At 72.7% G+C, this 18,704-nt stretch carries 18 protein-coding genes; 2 read left to right on the top strand and 16 right to left on the bottom strand.

The window, feature by feature from the left end:
• Positions 1-4: 4 nt before the first annotated feature.
• The 6 genes from carB to pyrR are packed head-to-tail and all read right to left on the bottom strand — an operon-like array spanning position 5 to position 7,757.
• Entirely contained in the window at positions 5-3,319 is a 3,315-nt protein-coding gene (gene carB, locus ACCP09_RS12440) for a carbamoyl-phosphate synthase large subunit (protein WP_378332309.1), read from the bottom strand.
• On the bottom strand, positions 3,319-4,449 hold the full coding sequence (carA, locus tag ACCP09_RS12435; RefSeq protein ID WP_027928698.1) for a glutamine-hydrolyzing carbamoyl-phosphate synthase small subunit: 1,131 nt from the start codon (positions 4,447-4,449) through the stop codon (positions 3,319-3,321). The genes carB and carA overlap by 1 nt, the downstream gene beginning before the upstream one ends.
• A complete protein-coding gene (locus ACCP09_RS12430; protein WP_123685928.1) occupies positions 4,446-4,952 on the bottom strand; it encodes a transporter in 507 nt (168 codons plus the stop codon). Before ACCP09_RS12430 ends, carA begins: the two co-directional genes overlap by 4 nt.
• Positions 4,952-6,241, bottom strand: coding sequence for a dihydroorotase (locus tag ACCP09_RS12425; protein ID WP_027928696.1), 1,290 nt, complete (start codon positions 6,239-6,241; stop codon positions 4,952-4,954). The genes ACCP09_RS12430 and ACCP09_RS12425 overlap by 1 nt, the downstream gene beginning before the upstream one ends.
• Positions 6,238-7,170 (bottom strand): aspartate carbamoyltransferase catalytic subunit, encoded by a 933-nt coding sequence (locus tag ACCP09_RS12420; RefSeq protein WP_017983077.1) that lies wholly within the window; start codon positions 7,168-7,170, stop codon positions 6,238-6,240. The genes ACCP09_RS12425 and ACCP09_RS12420 overlap by 4 nt, the downstream gene beginning before the upstream one ends.
• Positions 7,167-7,757 (bottom strand): bifunctional pyr operon transcriptional regulator/uracil phosphoribosyltransferase PyrR, encoded by a 591-nt coding sequence (gene pyrR / locus ACCP09_RS12415; RefSeq protein WP_026153212.1) that lies wholly within the window; start codon positions 7,755-7,757, stop codon positions 7,167-7,169. Before pyrR ends, ACCP09_RS12420 begins: the two co-directional genes overlap by 4 nt.
• A gap of 235 nt (positions 7,758-7,992) precedes the next feature.
• On the opposite strand from pyrR, the gene bldD reads away from it, so the two are divergent.
• The gene (gene bldD / locus ACCP09_RS12410) at positions 7,993-8,481 is read left to right on the top strand and encodes a transcriptional regulator BldD (RefSeq protein ID WP_020422358.1); all 489 of its coding nucleotides are present in this window, start codon (positions 7,993-7,995) and stop codon (positions 8,479-8,481) included.
• A 215-nt stretch (positions 8,482-8,696) separates the two neighbouring features.
• Here the strand turns inward: bldD and nusB are convergent, their stop codons facing one another.
• Genes nusB through ACCP09_RS12395 form a run of 3 tightly spaced genes read right to left on the bottom strand, consistent with a single transcriptional unit; the run spans position 8,697 to position 10,845 of the window.
• Positions 8,697-9,152, bottom strand: a complete 456-nt coding sequence (gene nusB / locus ACCP09_RS12405; protein ID WP_378332306.1) for a transcription antitermination factor NusB — start codon at positions 9,150-9,152, stop codon at positions 8,697-8,699.
• 1 nt (position 9,153) lies between these two features.
• Positions 9,154-9,711: an elongation factor P gene (efp, locus tag ACCP09_RS12400; protein WP_027928694.1), complete on the bottom strand. Its 558-nt coding sequence runs from the start codon at positions 9,709-9,711 to the stop codon at positions 9,154-9,156.
• A 36-nt stretch (positions 9,712-9,747) separates the two neighbouring features.
• Positions 9,748-10,845 carry a M24 family metallopeptidase gene (locus ACCP09_RS12395; RefSeq protein ID WP_433745945.1) on the bottom strand — a complete coding sequence of 366 codons (1,098 nt, stop codon included), beginning with the start codon at positions 10,843-10,845 and terminating at the stop codon, positions 9,748-9,750.
• A gap of 39 nt (positions 10,846-10,884) precedes the next feature.
• Between ACCP09_RS12395 and ACCP09_RS12390 the strand changes: the two genes are divergently transcribed.
• Positions 10,885-11,337 carry a B-4DMT family transporter gene (locus tag ACCP09_RS12390; RefSeq protein WP_208722568.1) on the top strand — a complete coding sequence of 151 codons (453 nt, stop codon included), beginning with the start codon at positions 10,885-10,887 and terminating at the stop codon, positions 11,335-11,337.
• Between the two features lies 1 nt (position 11,338).
• Here ACCP09_RS12390 and ACCP09_RS12385 read toward each other — a convergent pair whose 3' ends face one another.
• The 7 genes from ACCP09_RS12385 to ACCP09_RS12355 all read right to left on the bottom strand — a co-directional run bounded on the left by ACCP09_RS12385 (position 11,339) and on the right by ACCP09_RS12355 (position 18,280).
• A complete protein-coding gene (locus ACCP09_RS12385) occupies positions 11,339-12,820 on the bottom strand; it encodes a beta-xylosidase (RefSeq protein WP_228685234.1) in 1,482 nt (493 codons plus the stop codon).
• Positions 12,821-12,892: 72 nt separating this feature from the next.
• Entirely contained in the window at positions 12,893-13,810 is a 918-nt protein-coding gene (locus ACCP09_RS12380; RefSeq protein WP_433745942.1) for a GNAT family N-acetyltransferase, read from the bottom strand.
• On the bottom strand, positions 13,807-14,238 hold the full coding sequence (aroQ, locus tag ACCP09_RS12375; RefSeq protein WP_123685923.1) for a type II 3-dehydroquinate dehydratase: 432 nt from the start codon (positions 14,236-14,238) through the stop codon (positions 13,807-13,809). The genes ACCP09_RS12380 and aroQ overlap by 4 nt, the downstream gene beginning before the upstream one ends.
• Positions 14,235-15,344 carry a 3-dehydroquinate synthase gene (aroB, locus tag ACCP09_RS12370; RefSeq protein WP_378332303.1) on the bottom strand — a complete coding sequence of 370 codons (1,110 nt, stop codon included), beginning with the start codon at positions 15,342-15,344 and terminating at the stop codon, positions 14,235-14,237. The genes aroQ and aroB overlap by 4 nt, the downstream gene beginning before the upstream one ends.
• Complete coding sequence (locus ACCP09_RS12365) at positions 15,341-15,844, bottom strand: shikimate kinase (protein ID WP_027928687.1); 504 nt, start codon at positions 15,842-15,844, stop codon at positions 15,341-15,343. The genes aroB and ACCP09_RS12365 overlap by 4 nt, the downstream gene beginning before the upstream one ends.
• Complete coding sequence (aroC, locus tag ACCP09_RS12360) at positions 15,841-17,052, bottom strand: chorismate synthase (RefSeq protein WP_026153215.1); 1,212 nt, start codon at positions 17,050-17,052, stop codon at positions 15,841-15,843. The genes ACCP09_RS12365 and aroC overlap by 4 nt, the downstream gene beginning before the upstream one ends.
• Before the next feature lie 757 nt (positions 17,053-17,809).
• Complete coding sequence (locus tag ACCP09_RS12355) at positions 17,810-18,280, bottom strand: prepilin peptidase (protein ID WP_027928685.1); 471 nt, start codon at positions 18,278-18,280, stop codon at positions 17,810-17,812.
• Positions 18,281-18,704: the final 424 nt, after the last annotated feature.

The following is an 18,704-nucleotide window of genomic DNA, read 5'->3' as shown; positions in this document are numbered from 1 at the left end:
CCCCTCACGACTTCGACCTCAGCGCGGCCTGCAGGTCCTGCAGCGACCGGACCCCGATGTCGCCCCGGATGAGCGCCTCGATGCCGTGCACGGCCGCCGCCGCGCCCTGCACCGTGGTGATGCACGGGATGTCCCGCGACACCGCCGCGGTGCGGATCTCGTAGCCGTCGATCCGCGGGCCGCTGTTGCCGTACGGGGTGTTGATCACCATGTCCACGCCGCCGGAGGCGATCACCTCGACCACGTTCGGCTCGTCCGGCGCGGAGCCCTCGGAGTACTTGCGCACGACCGTGCTGGGCACGCCGTTGCGCCGCAGCACCTCGGCGGTGCCGGAGGTCGCGAGGATCTCGAACCCGAGGTCGGCCAGCCGCTTGACCGGGAACACCAGCGCCCGCTTGTCGCGGTTGGCGACCGAGACGAACACCTTGCCCGAGGTGGGCAGCGACCCGTAGGCCCCGGCCTGGGACTTCGCGAACGCCTCGCCGAAGGAGGTGTCCACGCCCATGACCTCGCCGGTGGACTTCATCTCCGGCCCGAGCAGCGAGTCCACGCCCTTGCCCTCCGGCGTGCGGAAGCGGTGGAAGGGCAGGACCGCCTCCTTGACCGCGACCGGCGCGTCGACCGGCAGGTGCCCGCCGTCGCCCTCGGCGGGCAGGATGCCGCGGGCGCGCAAGTCCTTGATGGAGGAGCCGGTCATGATCAGCGACGCCGCCTTGGCCAGCTGCACCCCGGTCGCCTTGGACACGAACGGCACGGTGCGGCTGGCACGCGGGTTGGCCTCCAGGACGTAGAGCACGTCGTCCTTCAGCGCGTACTGCACGTTGAGCAGGCCGCGCACGCCGACGCCGCGGGCGATCGCCTCGGTGGAGGCGCGCACCGCGTCGACGTCCTGGCGGCCGAGCGTGATCGGCGGCAGCGCGCACGAGGAGTCGCCGGAGTGGATGCCGGCCTCCTCGATGTGCTCCATGACGCCGCCCAGGTACAGCTCCTCGCCGTCGAACAGGGCGTCCACGTCGATCTCGATGGCGTCGTCGAGGAACCGGTCGACCAGCACCGGGTGCTCGGGCGTGACCTCGGTGGCGCGCTGGATGTAACCGGCCAGGGAGGGCTCGTCGTAGACGATCTCCATGCCGCGGCCGCCGAGCACGTAGGAGGGCCGCACCAGCACCGGGTAGCCGATCTCGTCGGCGATCCGCTTGGCGCCCTCGAACGAGGTCGCGGTGCCGTACTTCGGGGCGGGCAGGCCCGCGCCCATCAGCACGTCGCCGAACGCGCCGCGGTCCTCGGCCAGGTTGATCGCCTCGGGCGAGGTGCCCACGATCGGCACGCCCGCGTCGGCCAGGCGCTGCGCCAGCTTCAGCGGCGTCTGCCCGCCGAGCTGGACGATCACGCCGGCCACGGTGCCCGAGCGCTGCTCGGCGTAGACGACCTCGAGCACGTCCTCGAAGGTCAGCGGCTCGAAGTAGAGGCGGTCGGAGGTGTCGTAGTCGGTGGACACCGTCTCCGGGTTGCAGTTGACCATGACGGCCTCGAACCCGGCCTCGCGCAGTGCCAGCGCGGCGTGCACGCACGAGTAGTCGAACTCGATGCCCTGGCCGATGCGGTTCGGCCCGGAGCCCAGGATCAGCACCTTCGGCTTGTCCGGCTGCGGGGTGACCTCGGATTCGGCCGCGGGGTCGGACTCGTAGGCCGAGTAGTGGTACGGCGTCTTGGCGGCGAACTCGGCGGCGCAGGTGTCCACCGTCTTGTACACCGGCCGCACGCCGAGGCGGTGGCGCAGCGCGCGCACGCCGTCCTCACCGGCCAGCTCCGGCCGCAGCGCGGCGATCTGCTGGTCGGACAGGCCGACGCGCTTGGCCTCGCGCAGCAGCGGCGCGTCCAGCACCGGCGCGTCGCGCACCTCGGCGCCGACCTCGCCGATCAGCGCGATCTGGTCGATGAACCACGGGTCGATGCCACTGGCCTCGTGCACCTGCTGGACGGTCGCGCCAAGGCGCAGGGCCCGCTCGACCGCGTAGAGGCGGCCGTCGTGCGGGGTGCGCAGCGCCTCCAGGGTGTTCTCCAGCGTGGCGCCCTCGGGGTCCGGGGTGGTCCAGAACCCGGCCGCCTTGGTGTCGATCGAGCGCAGCGCCTTGCCCAGCGCCTCCGGGAAGCTGCGGCCCAGGGCCATCGCCTCGCCGACGCTCTTCATCGTGGTGGTCAGCATCGGGTCGGCGCCGGGGAACTTCTCGAACGCGAACCGCGGCACCTTGACCACGACGTAGTCCAGGGTCGGCTCGAAGGAGGCCGGGGTCTCGCCGGTGATGTCGTTGCGGATCTCGTCCAGCGAGTAGCCGATGGCCAGCTTCGCGGCGATCTTGGCGATCGGGAAGCCGGTGGCCTTCGAGGCCAGCGCGCTGGAGCGGGACACGCGCGGGTTCATCTCGATGACGACCATGCGGCCGTCGCGCGGGTTGATCGCGAACTGGATGTTGCAGCCGCCGGTGTCGACGCCGACCTCGCGCAGCACGGCGATGCCCACGTCGCGCATGTGCTGGTACTCGCGGTCGGTCAGGGTCATCGCCGGTGCGACGGTCACCGAGTCGCCGGTGTGCACGCCCATCGCGTCGATGTTCTCGATCGAGCAGATCACCACGACGTTGTCGTGGCGGTCGCGCATCAGCTCGAGCTCGTACTCCTTCCAGCCGAGCACGCTCTCCTCGATGAGCACCTCGGTGACCGGCGACTCGGCGAGGCCGATCGAGGCCAGCCGCTCCAGCTCCTCCTCGGTGTGCGCCATGCCCGACCCGAGTCCGCCCATGGTGAACGAGGGCCGGATGACGACCGGCAGGCCCAGCTCGGCGACGGTCTCGCGGACCTCGTCCATCGAGTGGCACACGCGGCTGCGCGGCACGTCGCCGCCGATGGTGCGCACGATGTCCTTGAACTTCTGCCGGTCCTCGCCACGCTGGATCGCGTCGATGTCGGCGCCGATCAGCTCGACGCCGTACTTCTCCAGCACGCCGCGCTCGTGCAGGGCGACGGCGGTGTTCAGCGCGGTCTGCCCGCCCAGGGTGGCCAGCAGGGCGTCCGGGCGCTCGGCCGCGATGACCTTCTCCACGAAGTCCGGCGTGACCGGCTCGATGTAGGTCGAGTCGGCGAACTCCGGGTCGGTCATGATCGTGGCCGGGTTGGAGTTGACCAGCGAGACCCGCAGGCCCTCCTCGCGCAGCACCCGGCAGGCCTGCGTGCCCGAGTAGTCGAACTCGGCGGCCTGGCCGATGACGATCGGGCCGGATCCGATGACGAGCACGTGCTCGATGTCTGTACGTTTCGGCATCAGCGGCTCTTCTTCTCCATCAGGGTCACGAACTCGTCGAACAGCGGCGCGGCGTCGTGCGGGCCGGCGGCCGCCTCGGGGTGGTACTGCACCGAGAAGGCGGGCACGTCGGCGCAGCGCACGCCCTCGACCGTGTCGTCGTTGGGGCAGTAGTGGCTCACGCGCGCGGCGCCGAAGGGCGACTCGAACCGCTGACCCGGCTCGCCTTCCAGGGCGAAGCCGTGGTTCTGCGCGGTGATCGCCACCCGGCCGGTCTCCACGTCGATCACCGGGATGTTGATGCCCCGGTGGCCGTAGCGCATCTTGTAGGTGCCAAGGCCCAGCGCGCGGCCGAGGATCTGGTTGCCGAAGCAGATGCCGAACAGCGGGATCTCGCGGCGCAGGACCTCCTCGGTCAGCGCGACCGCGTGGTCCTGGGTGGCCGGGTCGCCCGGGCCGTTGGACAGGAACACGCCGTCCGGCTCGACGGCCAGCAGCTCGTCCAGCGAGCTGGTCGAGGGCAGCACGTGCAGCTCGATGCCGCGGCGGCTCATCTGGCGCGGGGTGTTGGACTTGATGCCCAGGTCCAGCGCGGCGACGCGGAAGCGCCGCTCGCCCTCGGGGGCGACCACGTACGGCTGCTTGGTGGTGACCTCGCCGGCCAGGTCGGCGCCCTTCATCGGCGGGCTCGCCAGCACCTGCGCCGTCATCGCCTCCTCGGTGTCCAGCGCGTCGCCGGAGAACACGCCGGCCCGCATCGCGCCCTGCTCGCGCAGGTGGCGGGTCAGGGTGCGGGTGTCGACGCCGCTGATGCCGACCACGCCCTGGCGCGCCAGCTCCTCGTCGAGGGTCCGGCGGGACCGCCAGTTCGACGGCACCCGCGCCGGGTCGCGCACGACGTAGCCGGACACCCAGATGCGGGCGGACTCGTCGTCCTCGTCGTTCCAGCCGGTGTTGCCGATCTGCGGCGCGGTCTGCACCACGATCTGGCGGTGGTAGGACGGATCGGTCAGCGTCTCCTGGTAGCCGGTCATCCCGGTGCAGAACACGGCCTCGCCCAGCGTGCGGCCCTGGGCGCCGTAGGCCGATCCGCGGAACACCCGCCCGTCCTCCAGCACCAATGCGGCCGGTGTCCTGGTGCCCACGGTCACTGGGCCCCTCCCTTGATCTCTCGTTCCGACAAGCTTTCGATCCACTGTGGATAGACGTCGAGGTCGTCGCCGCGGAAGCCGGTGTCCAGCTCCTTGTCGCCGAGCCGCCAGGTGATGACGATGAGGCTGTTGGTGCCCATCACCTTCCCGGCGATCCCGCTCGCGCGCTTGACCTCCACAATGGACTCGCGGGGGATGAAGAACCCGGGCGCGCCGGCCCGGTCGATCTCCACGCCCTCGCGGTAGAGCCGCAGCACCGCGCGCCCGCGCAGGCCGACGCCGCGCGTGACGATCCGGTCCTGCCAGTCGCCGGCCGTGGTGGTGCTCACGTAGAGCCCCTTGTTCGCCGGCAGCAGCTCCTCCCCCGGCTCGGCGGGGGTCTGCGGGAACGGCGGCAGCTGCGCGCTCTGCGAGCGCGCGCGGCGCCGCCAGCTTCGTCGCATGGCCCAGAGCCCGAGCAGGAAGCAGGCGAACACCAGCAGGGTGAGCAGCAACCGTTCCATCAGCAGATCTTCCCTTCGCGGGCCGTCACGCGCCCGCGCAGCAGCGTCGCGGTCACCACGGCGGGCAACCGCATTCCCTCGTACGGGGTGTTGGCGGCGAGGCTGGCCAGCTCCGCCCCCCGCACGGTCCATTGTGCGCCCGGGTCGACCAGCGCGAGGTTGGCCGGTTCCCCGACGGCGAGCGGTCGTCCCTGGTCGGGCAGGCCGGCGATCTCCGCGGGGCGCTCGCTCATGACCTTCGCCACGCCGCGCCAGTCCAGCAGGCCGGTCTCGACCATGGTGGCGGCGACCACGGACAGTGCGGTCTGCAGGCCGAGCATGCCGGGGCGGGCGGCCGACCACTCGCAGTCCTTGTCCTGCGGCGCGTGCGGAGCGTGGTCGGTGGCGACGCAGTCGATGACGCCCTCGGCGAGGGCGGCGCGCAGCTTCTCCACGTCGGCGTTCGTCCGCAGCGGCGGGTTGACCTTGTTCACCGGGTCGTAGGTGGCCAGGCGCTCGTCGGTCAGCAGCAGGTGGTGCGGGGTGACCTCGGCGGACACCCTGGTCCCGCGCTCCTTCGCCCAGCGCAGCACGTCGGCGGTGCCGCTCGTGGACACGTGGCAGACGTGCAGGCGGGCGCCGGCGTGCTCGGCGAGCAGGCAGTCCCGCGCGACGATCGACTCCTCGGCCGAGGCGGGCCAGCCCGCGTAGCCCAGGCGCGAAGCCTGCTCGCCCTCGTGGGCCTGCGCGCCGACGGTCAGCCGCGGCTCCTCCGCGTGCTGGGCGATCACCACGTCCAGCGCGGTCGAGTACTCCAGGGCGCGCCGCATGATGAGCGGGTCGTGCACGCAGTGGCCGTCGTCGGAGAACACCCGCACCCCGGCGGCCGACTTCGCCATGGTGCCCAGCTCGGCCAGCCGCTCCCCCTTCAGGCCGACGGTCACGGCGCCGACCGGGTGCACGTCGACCAGGCCGACCTCGCGGCCGCGGCGCCACACGTGCTCGACGATCACCGAGTTGTCGGCGACCGGGTCGGTGTTGGCCATCGCGAAGACCGCGGTGTAGCCGCCGAGCGCGGCCGCGGCCGAGCCGGTCTCGATGGTCTCGGTGTCCTCGCGGCCGGGTTCACGCAGGTGGGTGTGCAGGTCGACGAAGCCGGGCAGCAGGACCTGACCGTTCGCCTCGATGACCTCGGCGTCGTCGGGCGCGCTGACGGACCCGATCTCGGCGATCGTGCCGCCGGTGACCAGGACGTCCACCGGGTCGCCCTCGCCGTAGAGCCGGGCGCCCTTGATCAGTACCTGGTTCACTTCGCGTCTTCCTCTCCGGCGAGCAGGTGGTACAGCACGGCCATCCGCACGTGCACCCCGTTGCGGACCTGTTCGGTGATCGCCGCGGACGGCGCGTCCGCGACCGCGGAGGCGATTTCCATCCCGCGCAGCATCGGGCCGGGGTGCAGCACGACCGCGTGCTCGGGCAGCAGCCGCAGCCGCGCCTCGTTCAGGCCGTAGGCGATCGAGTACTCCCGCGCCGACGGGAAGAACCCGCCGTGCATCCGCTCGGCCTGCACGCGCAGCATCATCACCGCGTCCAGCGCGGGCAGCTCGGCGTCCAGGTCGTGCGACACGGTGACCGGCAGCGCCCCGACCCCGGCCGGCAGCAGCGTCGGCGGGGCGACCAGGACGACCTCGGCGCCCAGCGCGGACAGCAGGTGGATGTTGGAGCGCGCGACCCGGCTGTGCAGGACGTCGCCGACGATGCCGATCCGCCGGTCCTTGATGCCGCCGAGCCGTTCCCGCAGCGTGGCGGCGTCGAGCAGCGCCTGGGTGGGATGCTCGTGCATGCCGTCCCCGGCGTTGACGACCGAGGTGCCGGTGCCCTCCAGCCAGCCGGCCAGGCGCTGCGCGGCGCCGGAGGCCGGGTGGCGGACGATGACGCAGTCGGCGCCGGCGGCGGACAGGGTCAGCGCGGTGTCCCGCAGCGACTCGCCCTTGCCGACCGAGCTGCCGCCCGCCGAGACGTTCACCACGTCCGCGCTCATCCACTTGCCCGCGATCTCGAACGAGACCCTGGTCCGGGTGGAGTTCTCGTAGAACATCGTGATGACCGTGCGGCCCCGCAGCGTCGGCAGCTTGCGGACCTCGCGGCCGAGCAGGGTGCGCTTGAGGCCGTCGGCGGTGTCCAGCACCGCGGTCGCCAGGTCGGGGTCCAGGCCTTCGGTGGCCAGCAGGTGCTTCATGCCTTCGCTTCCCCCTCGCGCAGCAGCACCGCGTCGCGCCCATCCACTTCGGACAGCAGGACGGCCACGTCTTCGGCGCGTGCGGTCGGGATGTTCTTGCCCACGTAGTCGGCCCGGATCGGGAACTCGCGGTGCCCGCGGTCGACCAGGACGGCCAGCTGCACGGCCCGGGGGCGGCCGTGGTCGCGCAGGGCGTCCAGCGCCGCGCGCACGGTCCGGCCGGAGAACAGCACGTCGTCGACCAGGATCACCACGCGGTCGTCGATGCCGGTGTCGGGCAGGGTGGTGTCCGCGAGCGGCCGCGTCGGGCGGCGGCGCAGGTCGTCGCGGTAGAGGGTGATGTCCAGGGCACCCGTGGGGACCGCCACGCCGGAGAACTCGGCGATCCGCTCGGCCAGCCGGGCCGCGAGCGAGGTGCCCCGGGTCGGGATGCCCAGGAGAACGGGAGGTGCGCCCGTGCCGCCGTCGAGGGCGGTCTTCTCGATGACCTGGTGGGCCATCCGGGCGATGGTGCGCGCGACATCACCGGCGGAGAGCAGCTCGCGCTCGCCACCTGGTGCTGCCGCGTCACGAGGGCGTGACGCCACAGCGGACTCCTTCCCCGCCTCACCGGACGGGTCCTTAAAGGACGTCGATCTCCTGCTTGCCGAGGAAATCCACCCGATGTTAACAGGCGGCACCGTTCAGCCGTCCGGGTGGTGCCGGAGGCATCATGTTCTTGACCTGGTGACGACAATGCGTAACCATTACTCTGAGTGTTCAACTCGGCAGTCCCCCGGCGGCCCATGAGACCGACTGGGCGAGGAAACGGAGAACCACCAGATGGGCGATTACGCCAAGGCGCTCGGGGCGAAGCTCCGCGGGATCCGCCAGCAGCAGGGGCTGTCCCTGCACGGGGTCGAGCAGAAGTCCGGCGGACGGTGGAAGGCTGTCGTGGTCGGTTCCTACGAGCGCGGCGACCGGGCGGTGACCGTGCAGAAGCTGGCCGAGCTGGCCGACTTCTACGGCGTACCGGTGGTCGAGCTGCTGCCCGAGGGCCGGGTGCCGTCCGGGGCCGAACCCGCCACCAAGATCGTCATCAACCTGGAGCGGCTGCAGCAGCTGCCTGCCGAGAAGGTCGGCCCGCTGGCCCGCTACGCCGCGACGATCCAGAGCCAGCGCGGCGACTACAACGGCAAGGTGCTCTCCATCCGCACCGAGGACCTGCGGTCGCTGGCGATCATCTACGACATGACCCCCGGCGAGCTGACCGAGCAGCTCATCGACTGGGGCGTCCTCCCGCCGGAGGCGCGGCCCGCCAAGGAGGACTAGGCGAACGGCCCTCCCGCCGCCCGCGTGGCGGTGCGGGTGGCAGAACCGCGAACTCGCGCCGGCCCGGCCACCCCGGGTGGACGTGCTTCGTGCGACCGGCCTGACCCAGAACCCGCGGCGGCGCGAGCTGACTGCCCTCCCGCCGGGGGAAAATCGCCTGACCAGCGAAAAGCCCGGCGCGATCTCCGCGCGCCGGGCCTTTCTGCTGCGTGTTGTCAGAGCACCGCGCGGATGCGGTCGGCGATCGTGCCGATCCGGCCCAGCACGCCGTTGACAAACCGTGGCGAGTCGTCCGTGGACAGCTCCCTGGCCAGGCCCACCGCCTCGTCGATCGCCACCGGGTCCGGCACGTCGGCGGCCCACAGCAGCTCGTAGACACCCACCCGCAGCACGGCCAGGTCGACCGGCGGCATCCGCTCCAGGCTCCAGCCGTGCGCGTGCTCGGCGAGCAGCTCGTCGATGCGCTCGCGGTTCGAAGTGACGCCCTCGACGAGCGAGATCGTGTAGTCGCCGATCGGGTCGGCGTCAGTGGAGCCCACCCGGTCCGCCAGCAGCGTCACCGGATCGAGTGAACGCTGGGCGGCTTCGTACAGGATCTCGACGGCGCGCCTGCGGAGAGCGCGGCGGCCGGGCCGGCCACCGCGCCGGGGCGCCGATGCGGAGTCGGACAACCTAGGCCCTGCCCAGGTAACGGCCGTCGCGGGTGTCGACCTTGACCTTCTCGCCGGTGCTCAGGAACAGCGGCACCTGGATCTCGGCGCCGGTCTCCAGCGTGGCCGGCTTGGTGCCGCCGGTGGAGCGGTCGCCCTGCAGGCCGGGGTCGGTGTGCTGGATGACCAGCTCGACCGAGGTGGGCAGCTCGACGTAGAGCGCGACGCCCTCGTGCATCGCGACCTGGACCTCGGTGTTCTCCAGCAGGTAGTTCGCGCCGTCGCCGACGGTCTCCCGCGGCACGGTGATCTGGTCGTAGGTCTCGCCGTCCATGAAGACGAAGTCCGACCCGTCGTTGTACAGGTAGGTCATGTTGCGCCGGTCGACGGTCGCGGTGTCGACCTTGGTGCCCGCGTTGAAGGTCTTGTCCACCACCTTGCCGGACAGGACGTGCTTGAGCGTGGTGCGCACGAAGGCGCCGCCCTTGCCCGGTTTCACGTGCTGGAAGTTCACGACGGACCACAGCTGTCCGTCGAGGTTCAGCACCAGGCCGTTCTTCAGGTCGTTGGTGGTGGCCACGGGTTGTCCAGTTCTCCTGTTTCCGATCGGGCCGCGCTACACGACCACGAGTTCCTTGCTGCTCAGGGTGAGGAGTTCGGGATCGGCGTCCCGCACGACCAGCGTGTCCTCGATGCGCACGCCACCGCGGCCGGCGAGGTAGACGCCTGGCTCCACGGTGACCGTCATGCCGACGGACAGTGTACCGGCGACGTTCATCGCGAGCCTCGGTGCCTCGTGCACCTCCAGGCCGACGCCGTGGCCGAGCCCGTGCGAGAACTCCTCGCCGTGCCCGCCCTGCTCGATGACGCGGCGGGCGGCCAGGTCGACGTCGGCGACCTCCTGCCCGGCCAGCGACGCCTCCAGCCCGGTCTGCTGCGCCCGGCGGACCAGCTCGTAGAGGTCGGCCTGCCAGTCCGCGGGGCGGCCGAGCACGACGGTGCGCGTCATGTCCGAGTGGTACCCGTCCACGGTCGCGCCGAAATCCAGTTTCACGAAGTCGCCGGTGTGCAGCGGGCGGCTGGTGGGCCGGTGGTGCGGGATCGCGGAGTTCGGCCCGGCGGCGACGATCGACTCGAACGACGGCCCGGACGAGCCGTGGTCGAGCATGCGGTTCTCCAGGTCGCGGGCGACCTCCAGCTCGGTGCGGCCGGGCCGGATGCCGCCGTGTTCCAGCAGGCTCGCCAGCGCCCGGTCGGCGGCCGCGCACGCCATGCGCAGCGCCTCGATCTCGGTCTCGTCCTTGATCAGCCGCAGCTGTTCGACCAGACCGGGCGCGCGGGTCAGCTCGATACCGTCCGCGATGCGGGTGAGCTCGTGGTGGGCCTCGACGCTGACGTGCTGACTCTCGAAGCCGGTGCGCCGGTGGGCGGCCGCGTCCCCGGCGGCGCGCGCGAGCAGGGCGGCGGCGCTCTCCCGCTCGATGACCCGCTCCAGGTCGGGCACCTCGGCCGCGGCCTGGGTGGTGTAGCGCCCGTCGGTGCAGAACAACGTGCGGCTCTCGCCGTCGCCGTGGACCAGCAGGGCGGCGTTGGAGCCGGTGAAGCCGGTCAGGTAGCGGACGTTGAGCAGGTCGGTGACGAGCAACGCGTCGACGCCGGACTCGTTGAGCACGGTGCGCAGGGCGTCGCGCCGCGAGGCGTGGAGGTCAGGCACAGTGGCAGCTTAGTGCGGTGCGACGATGGGTGGATGGGTATGCGGTCCTGGCTGGTACGGGGTCTCGGCATGGCGGTGCTGCACGCGATCGCCGAAGTCGCGCTCGCCAAGGCGACGGTGTACGACCCGACGGGCCTGACCACGGCCCGGATCGCCGTGATCGCGCTGCTGGTGGGCGCCGCGGCGCTGTGGAGCGCGCTGGACGCGTGGCTGCGCCGGGAGGACGCCGGGCGCACCTGGTTCATCGCGTCGCTGGTGGCCGGGCCGGTGTCCGGGGTGCTGTACGTGATCGGCCGCGGGATCTTCGTCGACCGGACCGGCGCCGAGGAACTGTGGCCCGCGATCTCCGGTGGGGCCGCGTTCACCGCGCTGCTGGTCCTGGTGCCGGCCGGGCTGGGCCTGTTCGTCGGCGGGCGGCTCAAGCGCCCGGCGGAGGCCGAGCCGTCCAAGCGCCCGCGTCCCAGCCCGCGTCCCCGGCCCGCCGGGGACTGATCTAGCCGAGCGCGGGGCCGGCCGGGTAGCCGCGCCACTGCGCCGGGGTCACGTCCTCGGTCGACGACCCGTTGGCGATCACCGCTTCCGCGCGGCGCACCGGGTAGAGGCGGCCGTCGTCGAGCAGGAAGCCCACCCCCAGCCCGGTGGCCTGCAGCGCGCGGGTGCCGGACTCCAGCCGCGCCGCGACCGGGAACTGGTTCAGCACGTCCAGCCGCGTGTCGAGCACGTGCCCGGCCAGTTCCTGCGCCACCGAGCGGCGGTCGATCCGCACGACCTGGCCCGACACGACGAGGTCCATGGTCCGCACCGGCGAGGGCATGGCGAAGCCGTCCAGCACCGTCAGCGCGCGCTGCGGGTCGGCGCACGCGTTGACGCCGACGATGTCCAGCCCGAAGCGCCGCAGGTCGGTGGGCGCGCCCGCCTCGCCGGTCACGGTCGCGCGCACGACGTCCAGCGGCACCCGTCCGCACGGGTCCTTCGCCGACACCGGCGCGTGCCCGTCCGGCCGCCGGACCAGGCCCGGCCCCTCCCGCCACACGCCGGGGATCAGCAGCGGCTGGAACGGGGCGCGCAGGAAGTCGCGGTCCCAGAACGTGATGGTGGTGCCGTCGGCGGTCTCGTGCGCGATCGCCCACGCGTTCAGCGCGTCGATCCACATCAGGTCCGCGCTGAACGCGTCGACCAGCGACTTGGTGCGCGGCGCGTTCGTGCCGGCGACCGCGGCGAACCCGGCCTCCCCCAGCGCTTCCACGCCGCTGCCGAACGCCGGGTCCTTCGACCGCAGCACGAACTGGCCCGCGCCGTTCCAGCCGGCGGCGAGGCCGGTGGTGTCGGTGAACATCAGGTAGAACCAGCCGTCGAGGTACACCGCGGCGGGCTGGCCCGCGCCGTAGAGATTTTCGCGATGGGTGTCGTGGGCGGGGTCGACGATGGGTCTGCCACCGTTCGCGCGCTGCCACGTGATCCCGTCGGTGCTGGTCGCGAGGCCGATGGAGTTGCCGAGCGCGTGGTCGCCTGCCGCGCCGGTGTAGTACTGGTAGTAGGTCCCGTCGACGCGGATCACCGACGGGTCGCAGGCGTGCACGCCGTCGAACTGGCCGGGGTTGCCGGACAGCACGGCGGGCGGCACGGATCCGCCGGGGCCGGTGAACGGCCCGTCCAGCGAGGCGGACTCGGCGTAGAGGATGTCGTCGCCGGGCGGCGGCGAACCGGGGTACTGGCTGCACCACCACATCCGGTTGGTGGGGCCGTCGGCCATCAGCGTGGGGCCGTAGTTGTAGGGCGCGCCGGGGCCGCCGGCCGCGACGACGCCGGCGCTTTCGCGCGGCGAGTCGGTCTTGAGCTGGACCTCGGCGGGCGTGGCGGTGGTGGTCTCCGGCTGGGCGCCGCCGATGACGCCCTTCCCGGCGCCCTCGGCCTGTGGCGGCACACTGCCGGTGCACCCGGCCAGTGCGGAGACGGCCAGCACCGCGGCCAGCATCCCGCCGAGCACCCTGCGTCTGCCCACCCGTCGTCCTTCCGTTTCCGCCAGCAAGCTCAGTGTAGAGACTGATTAACCCGGTCGAGTGACACGCGGGGATTCGGCGACGAGCTCGATTTCGAAGCCGTCGGCGTTCTCCAGATACGCCGCGTGATGAACAGGGCCGCCGGCGTGCGGGTAGCGGTCGGCGAACAGCGGGCGCCAGCCGTGCGCGAGCGCGGCTTCCGCGAGCTGGTCCACGCGCTCGGGCGGGCCGGCGTGCAGCGCCAGGTGGTTCAGGCCCGGCGCGCGCCGGTCGTGCGTCGCGCCGGTCAGTGCCGGGGACTGCTGGACGACGAGGTACCCCGCGCCGAGTTTCCAGCTGACGCCGTCGCGCCGGCGCTGGTGTTCCTGCCAGCCGAGTTCGGTGAGCAGCCAGCCGAAGCTCTCCTCGGCGCGCGCGAGGTCGGGCACCCACAGTTCGACGTGGTGCCACTGCCCGAGGGCGGTGGGCAGCGCGACGAGCACGCGGTGCGGCCCGCCGTAGTGCTCGCCACCGCCGACGTCGGTGAAACCCAGGCGGCGCACCAGTTTCCGGCTGGCCACATTGGACTCGTGGACGAGCGCCCACACGGCGGGCAGCCCGAGCGCGGTGAAGGCGTGGCGCAGCAGCGCGGCCGCCGCCTCGGTCGCCAGTCCCTGGCCGCCGTGGGCGGGGTCGAGGAAGTACCCGATCTCCACGAGGTCGCCGGACAGCTCGGCCGAGGGCCGCAGGTGCGCCAGCCCGATGACGACGCCGTCGCGCTCGACGACCCAGTGGCCCGTGCCGTCCGGCCCGGTGTAGGCGAGGCGCCGCTCGACCGAGGCCCGGCACTGGTCCGGGTCGCTGAGGTCGGCGGCGAGGAAGCGGCTCGTGTCCGGGTCGGCGAAGACCCGGACGATCGCTTCGGTGTCGGTGGGTTCGAGGCCTCGCAGGCGCAGCCGGGCGGTTCTGAGGTCGGGGACGGTCATCCGGCGTTGGCGGCGAGCCAGCGCAGCGCGAGCGGGTAGCCGTCGACACCGAGCCCGGCGATGACGGCCGTGGCGATGTCGGAGAGCACGCTGTGGTGGCGGAACGCCTCGCGCTTGTGCACGTTGGAGATGTGCAGCTCGATCAGCGGCGCGGCGAGCTGCGCGGCCGCGTCCCGCACGGCGATCGAGTAGTGCGTCCAGGCGCCCGCGTTGAGCACCACGGGGTTGCCACCGTCGGCGGCTTCGTGCAGCCAGCCGACCATCTCGCCCTCGTGGTCGGTCTGCCGGACCTCGACGTCGATGCCCAGTTCGCCGCCGGTCTTGACGCACAGCTCCGCGAGGTCGGCGTGGGTGGTCGAGCCGTAGACGGCGGGCTCCCGCTTCCCGAGGCGGCCGAGGTTGGGGCCGTTGAGCACGAAGACCTTCACAGCAGCACGCTCCCACCGTCGGACTGGCGCGGGCCGGCGACCGCCGAGTACGCCGCGGCCAGCAAGGCCGGATCGGGGCCTTCGAGGCGCCCCGGTTTGGCCAGGCCGTCAAGGACGACGAAGCGAAGGACGCCGGACCGGGTTTTCTTGTCCTTGCGCATGGAGTCGATCAGCTGCGGCAGGGCGTCCGGGTCGTACTTGGTCGGCAGGCCGAGCAGTTCGAGGATGCGGGCGTGCCGTTCGGCGGTCTCGTCGTCGAGGCGTCCCGCCAGTCGGGCCAGCTCGGCGGCGAACACCAGGCCGACGCTGACCGCCGCGCCGTGGCGCCAGCGGTAGCGCTCGCGGCGCTCGATGGCGTGGCCGAGGGTGTGCCCGTAGTTGAGGATTTCGCGCAGGTCGGACTCGCGCAGGTCGGCGGCCACGACGTCGGCCTTGACCTGGATCGAGCGGCGCACCAGCTCGCCGAGGATGTCGCCGGCAGGGTCCGTCGCCGCCTCGGGGTCGGCTTCAATGAGCTCGAGGATGCGCGGGTCGGCGATGAAGCCGGCCTTGACGACCTCGGCCATGCCGGCGATCAGTTCGTTGCGCGGCAGGGTTTCCAGGGTGGCGAGGTCGACCAGGACGGCGCTGGGCTCGTGGAAGACGCCGACGAGGTTCTTGCCCGCGTCGGTGTTGATGCCGGTCTTGCCGCCGACGGCGGCGTCGACCATGCCGAGCAGCGTGCTGGGCACGTTGACCAGCCGGACGCCGCGCATCCAGGTGCCCGCGACGAACCCGGCGAGGTCGGTGACCGCTCCCCCGCCGAGGCCGATGACGACGCCCTGGCGGTCCAGGCCGATGCGGCCGAGGACCTCCCAGCAGAACCCGGCGACGGACAGCGCCTTGCCGTCCTCGGCGTCGGGGATCTCGACGCGGTGCGCGTCCAGCCCGGCGGCGTTGAGTTCGTCGCGCACGGCTTCGGCCGTGGTGGTGAGCGTGGGCTGGTGGATGATCGCCACGCTGGAGGCGCCCTTGACGGCTTCGGTGAGTTCGCCGAGCAGGCCGCGGCCGACGACGACCGGGTACGGCCGGGCGGTGCGGACCTCGATCCGGACCGGGTCGGTCACTGCGTCTCCTCCAGGGCTAGTTCGCGGGCGATGGCGTCGACGATCTCGGCCGGGGTGCGGTCGTCGGTGGCCACCTCGATGGTGGCGACCGCGCGGTAGACCGGCAGCCGCGCTTCGAGCAGCGAGCGGTAGGTGGCGCGTGGGTTGACCCCGGCGAGCAGCGGGCGGGCGGTGGACAGGCCGACGCGCTGCACGCCCGCGGCGAAGCCGACGTTGAGGAAGACCACCGGGTGGCCCACCAGGCGCTTCTGGGTGCCCTCGGCGAGGACCGCGCCGCCGCCGACGGAGAGCACCCCGTCGTGCTCGGCGAGCGCTTCGGCGATCACTTCCTCTTCGAGCGCGCGGAAGGCCGGCTCGCCGTCGTCGGCGAAGATCTCCGCGATGGGACGGCCGGCGCGGGCGACGATGTCGTCGTCGCTGTCGCGGAACGGCACGCCGAGGCGCTGCGCGAGCAGCGGCCCGACGGTGCTCTTGCCGGACCCGGGCGGGCCCGCGATCACGATGCAGGGAGGTTGGCCCACCGTTCCTCCAGTGCCGCGAGGTAGGACTCGGCGTTGCGCTTGGTCTCGGCCAGCGAGTCGCCGCCGAACTTCTCCAGTGCCGCGTCGGCGAGCACGAGCGCCACGACGGACTCCAGGACGACCCCGGCGCGCGGCACCGCGCACACGTCGGAGCGCTGGTGGATCGCGACGGCGGGCTCTCCGGTGACGACGTCCACAGTGGACAGCGCGCGCGGGACGGTGGAGATCGGCTTCATCGCGACGCGCACGCGGACCGGTTCGCCGTTGGTGATGCCGCCCTCGAGGCCGCCGGCACGGTTGGACCGGCGGGTGACGCCGACCGGGCCGGTGCCGCGGTCGATCTCGTCGTGGGCCTTGCTGCCCCAGCGGCGGGCGGTGGTGAAGCCGTCGCCGACCTCGACGCCCTTCATGGCCTGGACGCCCATGAGCGCGCCGGCGAGGCGCGCGTCGAGGCGGCGGTCCCAGTGGACGTGGGAGCCGAGCCCCGGCGGCAGCCCATAGGCGATGACCTCGATGACGCCGCCGACGGTGTCACCGGCCTGGCGGACGGCGTCGACCTCGGCGATCATCGCGTCGGTGGCTTCCTGGCCGAACGCGCGGACCGGGGACTCGTCGACCGCGGCGAGGTCGGCGGGCCCGGGCAGCGGCCCGTCGGGCGCGACGGCCCCGCCGATGGAGACGACGTGGCTCACGATTTCCGCGCCGAGCAGCTGGCGGAGGAAGTTCCGGGCGACGGTGCCCAGTGCCGTGCGGGAGGCCGTCTCGCGGGCGCTGGCGCGCTCCAGCACCGGGCGGGCCTCGTCGAAGCCGTACTTCTGCATGCCGGGCAGGTCGGCGTGGCCCGGGCGGGGGCGGGTGAGCGGCTCGTTGCGGGCGAGGCCCTCGAGCTCGGCCGGGTCCACCGGGTCGGCCGACATGACCTTCTCCCACTTGGGCCACTCGGCGTTCTCGATGTGCACCGCGACCGGTCCGCCCTGGGTGACGCCGTGCCGGACGCCGCCGAGGAACTCGATGTGGTCGGTCTCGAAGCCCATGCGGGGGCTGCGGCCGAACCCGAGCCGCCTGCGGGCGAGCTGCTCGCTCACGTCGGCGGTGGTGACCTCGACCCCGGCCACCATCCCTTCGAGCACGGCCGCGAGGGCCGGACCGTGCGATTCACCAGCGGTTATCCAGCGCAGTACCACCAGACGATCCTGTCATGGCGGTCGTCGCCCGGTTCAGGCGGCTCCGGCGGACGGGGACTCACCCGCGAGCGGCGCCCGCGGGGGCGGGGTTGATGTGGTCCGCCCGCTGGTCACGACGGTGTGTCCAGGGTGGCGCGGCGGTGGGCCCAGGGTGGCGCGGCGTGTGTCCGGCATGGCGCGCCGGCTGGCAGCTGTCGGCCTTCGCGCGCCCCGCCCCACCCGGCGGCTGACCCACGAACGGCGCCCGCAGGGGGGCGGGGCTGACATGGCCCACCCGCCGGTCACGCCGGCGCGCCCAAGCTAGCGCGCCGACCGGCAGCTACCGGCCACCCGCCGGTCACGCCAGCGTGCCCAAGCAGGCGCGCCGACCGGCAGCCGCCCGCCCTCGCGCTCGCCCCGCTCCACCCGGCGGCTGGTCCGCGAACGGCGCCCGCAGAGGCGGGGCTGACATGGCCCACCCGCCGGTCACGCCAGCGTGCCCAAGCTAGCGCGCCAGCCGGCAGCCGCCCGCCCTCGCGCTCGCCCCGCTCCACCCAGCGGCCGACCCACGAACGGCGCCCGCAGGGGGCGGGGCTGACAGGGCCCACCCGCCGGTCACGCCGGCGCGCCCAAGCTAACGCGCCAGCCAGCAGCTGCCGGCCCTCGCGCTCGCCCCGCTCCACCCGGCGGCTGCCCGCGTGAGCGGCAGGCGCGCCTGACTCCCGCACCTTCTCCGAGGAGCACGACATGCCCGCTGCCGGTGGCACCGGCCTCCCCGTGCTCATCCCGGGCGGATCAGGACCAGCGCGGTGGCCGCCGCCAGCAGGCCGGGTCCGTGCGGCACCCCGTTCCGCCAGCGGCGGGTCGCGGCCAGGACGGCTGTGACGAACGCGGCCAGCACGGTTGCCACCGGCAACGCGGCCCAGCCCACGGAGCCGAGCGCCGCGCCGAGGGCGCCTGCCAGCTTGACGTCACCGGCGCCCATGGCGTGCGGCGCCACGAGGTGGATCACCAGGTGCGCGCCCCCGAAGACCGCGGCAGCTCCGAGGGCCTTCGCCGGATCCGGCGCCACCGCGACGAGGAGCGGGTACGCGGGCAGCGTGAGCACGTCCGGCAGCCGCCGGTGGCGCAGATCCGCCGCGATCAACGGCACGGCGAGCGCGGCCAGCACGAACGCCGTCCACGCGGGCGCCAGGACGGCGAGCCCCGCCCAGGCCGCGCCGGTGCCGAGCGCCACCACGACGGCCGGCACCGGAGCATCCGCGCTCCGTAGCAGGCCCGCCGTCCCGGCGCCCACTGTCGTTCCGGCGGCGCTGACCGCCACGATTCCCCAGTTCACGAACCCAGACTGCGCCGCAAGCGGCGAAATGCCAAATCACGGCGCGCACGAAATTCCCACTCGCACGGCTTCCTTTGTGCGAGTGGGAATTTCGTGGCACACGAGACGTCCCGCTCGCGAACGCACGAGAATCCCACTCGCCTGGCCGGATAAGGCGCGCTGACACGAGTGGCCCTCTCGTGCCGATGTTTGCCCGCGTGAGAAGGCAAGTCATCGTCGCGCGAGGTTCCCACTCGCCCAGGGGCGACATGTCCTGACGTGAGGGATTTGAGGCTGCGGCTGGAATTTGGGAACGTGACGTGGGAGATTGAAGTGCGACAGGAAGCCGAGCCGCGGC

Source organism: Amycolatopsis sp. 3B14, from assembly GCF_050958625.1.
GTDB lineage: Bacteria > Actinomycetota > Actinomycetes > Mycobacteriales > Pseudonocardiaceae > Amycolatopsis_E > Amycolatopsis_E thermoflava.
Note: the sequence above shows the minus strand (reverse complement) of the source record. Positions and strands in the feature narration are given on the sequence as shown.

Excerpts from the sequence above, each read along its gene's own strand:
- ACCP09_RS12430 (WP_123685928.1), bottom strand. The coding sequence starts at position 4,952 with ATGGAACGGTTGCTGCTCACCCTGCTGGTGTTCGCCTGCTTCCTGCTC.
- ACCP09_RS12390 (WP_208722568.1), top strand. The coding sequence starts at position 10,885 with ATGCGGTCCTGGCTGGTACGGGGTCTCGGCATGGCGGTGCTGCACGCG.
- ACCP09_RS12380 (WP_433745942.1), bottom strand. The coding sequence starts at position 13,810 with ATGACCGTCCCCGACCTCAGAACCGCCCGGCTGCGCCTGCGAGGCCTC.
- ACCP09_RS12420 (WP_017983077.1), bottom strand. The coding sequence starts at position 7,170 with ATGAAGCACCTGCTGGCCACCGAAGGCCTGGACCCCGACCTGGCGACC.
- ACCP09_RS12385 (WP_228685234.1), bottom strand. The coding sequence starts at position 12,820 with ATGCTGGCCGCGGTGCTGGCCGTCTCCGCACTGGCCGGGTGCACCGGC.
- carB (WP_378332309.1), bottom strand. The coding sequence starts at position 3,319 with ATGCCGAAACGTACAGACATCGAGCACGTGCTCGTCATCGGATCCGGC.
- bldD (WP_020422358.1), top strand. The coding sequence starts at position 7,993 with ATGGGCGATTACGCCAAGGCGCTCGGGGCGAAGCTCCGCGGGATCCGC.